The following is a 4,545-nucleotide window of genomic DNA, read 5'->3' on the forward strand; positions in this document are numbered from 1 at the left end:
GTGTCGGCCGGCGACGGCTCCGAGGCCGCCTACCAGCGCATCCGCACGCAGCGCTACCAGGCCGGCACGGTGCCCGAGCCGCTCAACATGCAGGGCTGGCAGATCGTCGACGAGCTCAACCGCGCCTTCGCCAAGGAGAAGTGGTCGGGCTACGTGCCCAAGGTGCACCTGGTGACGGCGGGCAACGTGGGCAAGGACGGCGGGCCGAAGAATGTGTTCGATCCGGACAACGGCTATCGGACGCAGTACAAGGCTGTGTGGGGCAAGTAGGCCGTGCCGCCGCTCGACTGGCTCATGGCACCGTTGAGTGGTGCGACAACCCACGAGATCGCATCCTGGGCCGCCTGGCACGCACGTCTCATGGTGCTGGGATGGGGCTTGTTGCTGCCTCTGGGGGCACTGGTGGCCCGCTTCTGCAAGGTCATGCCGTCGCAGGGATGGCCGCACCGGCTCGACAACCCCTTCTGGTGGCGTGCGCACCGCGTGCTGCAATGGAGCGGCGTGTTGGCGATGACGGTAGGCGCGCTGCTCGCGTGGCGCGGTGCCCAGGGGGCTGGGGGTAGCGGGCTCGCGCGCCTCCATGCGGCGGCGGGTTGGGCGCTGTGCCTGGCCGGGTGGGCGCAGGTGGCCGGTGGTTTTCTGCGCGGCAGCAAGGGCGGGCCGACCGATCACCGGCTTCGCGGCGACCACTACGACATGACGCCATGGCGGCTGGCCTTCGAGCGCATCCACAAAACAGTCGGCTGGCTCGCGGTGGCCGTGGCCGTCGGCGTCATCGCGCTCGGGCTGGTGGTGGCCGATGCGCCGCGCTGGATGCTCCTGGTACTGGGCTTCTGGTGGRTAGCCCTGGGGGTTGCATTCTCGGCACTGCAACGGCGGGGGCGCTGCATCGACACCTACCAGGCGATCTGGGGCCCCGACCCCATGCACCCTGGCAATCGAATACCACCGGTCGGCTGGGGCGTGCGTCGGCCCTTTCATTGAATCGAAATAAAAAAGGGAGTGTGTTCATGGCAGGTCTGGAATTGAGCAACGTCGCCAAGCGGTTCGGCGATGTCACCGTCGTGCAGCAGCTCGACCTTGCGGTGCATGAAGGCGAGTTCGTCGTGCTGCTGGGCGAGTCGGGCTGCGGCAAGAGCACCACGCTGCGCATGGTGGCGGGCCTGGAGAGCGTGAGCGAAGGGCAGATTCGTATCGGTGGGCGAGACGTGACCGCACTGCCTCCGATGTCGCGCGACATCGCGATGGTGTTCCAGAACTATGCGCTGTACCCGCACATGGACGTGGCGCAGAACATGAGCTTTGCGCTCAGCCTCGCAGGCCGGCCCGCAGCGGAGATCCGCGCCAAGGTGGCGGTCGCGGCCAAGGTGTTGAACATCGAGCACCTGCTCAACCGCCGGCCGAAGGAGCTGTCGGGCGGGCAGCGCCAGCGCGTGGCCATCGGCCGCGCCATCGTTCGCGAGCCCAAGGTGTTCCTGTTCGACGAGCCGTTGTCGAACCTCGATGCCAAGCTGCGCGGCCACATGCGCGCCGAGTTGGCACTGCTGCACGAGCGCCTGGCAAAGACCACCGTGTATGTCACGCACGACCAGGTGGAGGCGATGACGCTGGCCGACCGGATCGTCATCTTCGACAAGGGGCGCATCCAGCAGGTCGGCACGCCGGCGGAGGTTTTCAACCGGCCGGCGACGCTGTTCGTCGCGGCATTCATCGGCATGCCGGGCATGAACCTGCTGCCGGTGCGCTTCGCCGACCGGCCAGCGGGCCACGGCACGTTGTGCGGCGAAGGCTTCGAGCTGCCCGCGCCCGCCTGGCTGCGTGAAAAAGTGAGCTCGGCGGACCAGGCGCTCACGCTCGGCATCCGACCGCAGGCCCTGCACGTGGCCAACGGCTACGCACCGCTGAACGTCAAGGTCGACATCGTCGAGTACCTCGGTACCGAGAGCCAGGTCGTCGGTCACCTGGCGTCGCCGGGTGGCGCGCGCATTACAGCCACGGTGCAGGGCGATGCGCATGGACTGCTGCACGGTCCGCTGGGGCTGAACGCCCACGTTGAAGACATGCACCTGTTCGACACGGCCAGCGGCCAATCGCTGCGGCCCTGACGGTTTTCGCTTTTTTCCCAAGGAGAGGTTCCATGCAACGCAGAGACATCATCAAGCGCACCGCGATCACCGTGTTCGGCGCCGGCCTGCCATTCAGTGGCGCGCTCGCGCAGAACCGCTATGCCAAATACGCGGGCCAGACAGTCACCCTCAACGTGCCTTCGCATCCGCACTACGATGCAATGGCGAAGATACTGCCCGAGTTCACGCGCGAGACCGGCATCAAGGTCGAGATCGACAAGCTCGCGATGGCGCGCCTCAAGGACAAGCAACTGCTCGAAATGGCCAAGCCCCAGGGCGACTACGACCTGGTGAGCTACGTCGTCATGTGGAAGGGCGAGTACGCAGCCAAGAACCTGGTACGCCCGCTGGAGCCTTACCTGTCGGACGCGGCGCTCGCCGATCCGGCCTACGACATCAAGGACATCATTCCAATCTACCTGGAGAACCTCGGCCTCGTCGGCGGCCCCAAGGGCTATCTGCCCGGCGCAGGCGCCAAGCTCTATGGCCTGCCGTACGGCGCCGAGACTTCGGTGCTGGCCTACCGCCGCGACATCTTCGCCAAGCACAACCTGCAGCCGCCCGAGAACTACGAGCAGTTCGGCAAGCTGCTGCGCCTGATCAAGGACAAGGAAGGCATGGGCGCGCTGGCCTCGCGCGGACAGGCCGGCCACCAGTGCGTGCATGCCTGGCTGCTGCACCTGAACCCGATGGGCGGTGCGATCTTCGACGCCAGATGGGAGCCGCGCTTCAACGATTCGGTAGGCGTGGCCGCGCTGAAGTTCCTGCAGGAAGTGGTCGCCACCGGCCCGGCGGGCATTGCGGGCTATGGGCAGGGCGAGAGCAACACGGCCTTCCTGCAGGGGCAGGCCTCGATGTACCTCGACTCGACACTGCTGGCCGGCTTGGTCAACGACCCCGCCAAGAGCCGCGTCGCAGGCAAAGTGAGCTGGGCGCTGCATCCTGCGGGGACGCGGCGTTCGTCGCAATCGGGCGGGCTGGGCCTTGCGATTCCGAAGAACGCGAAGAACGCCGATGCCGGTTTCCTGCTGATGCAGTGGCTGACTTCGAAGGCGCAGGACAAGGCGGTCGCGCGCGCGGGCGGCGTGCCGATCCGCAATTCGACGATGGCCGATGCCGACCTGGTGCGCCAGTACCCCGAGTACATCGTCTTTCGCGAAGCGCTGAAGTATTCCAATCCCGACTGGCGCCCGATCATCGCGGCCTGGGACAAGATCAACGTGCAGGCGCTTGGCGTGGGCATTTCCGAAGCACTGATCGGCAAGAAGACAGCCGAGGCCGCGCTCAACGAACTGGTGCCGACGGTGAAGAAGATCATGCGCGAATCCGGCTACACGGTCTGACGCCACGGCACGATCCCCGATGCGCAGACCCGCCTGGCTTCCTGTCTTCTACGTCGGCCCCGCCGTGCTCGTCATGGCGGCCGCTTGCCTCTATCCGGTCGTCTCGGCCATCCAGCTCGGCTTCTTCGACTGGGGCCTGGGCACGCCCTGGTCTGGCGCGCGCTGGGCCGGCCTGGACAACTTCGTCTCGGCCTTCTCCAACCCACGCGTGTGGTCGTCGCTGTGGACCACGCTGATGTTCGCGGCCGTGTGCGTGAGCGCCGAGATGGTGCTGGGCATTGCGCTGGCCCTGGCGCTGGAGCACCCGGTGCGCGGGACAGCCTTGTTTCGCACGCTGTTCATCCTGCCGATGATGATCGCGCCCATTGCCGTGGGGCTCGCGTGGCGCTACATCTTCGATGCGCAGTTCGGCCTGCTCAACGCGTTGCTGGGCATATTCGGCGTGGCGCCCATGGGCTGGCTGGCCGACCCGACGCTGGCCTTCATTGCCATCGTCATTGCCGACGTCTGGCAGTGGACGCCCTTCGTCTTCATCATGATGGTGGCAGCACTGGCGAACGTCGACGGCGCGGTCATCGAGGCCTCGCGCATCGACGGCGCGCGCTGGTGGCAGATGACCTTCAAGGTCAAGCTGCCGATGGTGATGAACGTCATTGCCATCACGCTGGTGATGCGGCTCATCGACGCCTTCCGCGTGCTGGAGGTGATCTACGTGTTGACCTTCGGCGGGCCGGGCGACAGCACCGAGATACTGTCGCTGCACATCTACAAGACCGCGTTTGTGGGACAGCAGCTCGGCGTGGCGGCTGCGGTGTCGGTTCTGCTGCTGGTCGTGGTGGCGGCACTGTCGTGGGGCGCACTACGGTTGTCCAACCCGCTGAAGGAGTCGGCATGAAGCGGCCTTTGCTCCTGGTGGTGGCGCACTACGCGATGCTTGTTGCGCTGGGCCTGCTGTGCGTGGCGCCCATTGCGCTGATCTTCACGACCAGCCTGCGCCAACAGGTGAATATCTTCGCGGAGCCGCTGAATTTCATCTTCATGCCCACGCTGGAGAACTACCGCGCAGTGCTCACTGA

The 4,545-nt window shown here is 66.1% G+C and carries 4 protein-coding genes and 2 pseudogenes; all 6 read left to right on the forward strand.

What is annotated here, in order from left to right:
- A pseudogene (locus AC1DOC_RS20500) lies at positions 1–270 on the forward strand (substrate-binding domain-containing protein); the annotation flags it as partial.
- Positions 271–273: 3 nt separating this feature from the next.
- Positions 274–984, forward strand: coding sequence for a cytochrome b family protein (locus AC1DOC_RS20505; protein WP_478130385.1), 711 nt, complete (start codon positions 274–276; stop codon positions 982–984).
- 26 nt (positions 985–1,010) lie between these two features.
- Positions 1,011–2,105: an ABC transporter ATP-binding protein gene (locus tag AC1DOC_RS20510; protein WP_018905566.1), complete on the forward strand. Its 1,095-nt coding sequence runs from the start codon at positions 1,011–1,013 to the stop codon at positions 2,103–2,105.
- A 32-nt stretch (positions 2,106–2,137) separates the two neighbouring features.
- A complete protein-coding gene (locus AC1DOC_RS20515; protein ID WP_062366631.1) occupies positions 2,138–3,469 on the forward strand; it encodes an extracellular solute-binding protein in 1,332 nt (443 codons plus the stop codon).
- Between the two features lie 19 nt (positions 3,470–3,488).
- Positions 3,489–4,364 carry a carbohydrate ABC transporter permease gene (locus AC1DOC_RS20520; RefSeq protein WP_012748447.1) on the forward strand — a complete coding sequence of 292 codons (876 nt, stop codon included), beginning with the start codon at positions 3,489–3,491 and terminating at the stop codon, positions 4,362–4,364.
- Positions 4,361–4,545 (forward strand): annotated as a pseudogene (locus AC1DOC_RS20525) (carbohydrate ABC transporter permease); the annotation flags it as partial. The gene AC1DOC_RS20520 and the pseudogene AC1DOC_RS20525, both read left to right, overlap by 4 nt.

The sequence above is a fragment of the Variovorax sp. 01T439_2 genome, assembly GCF_056398445.1.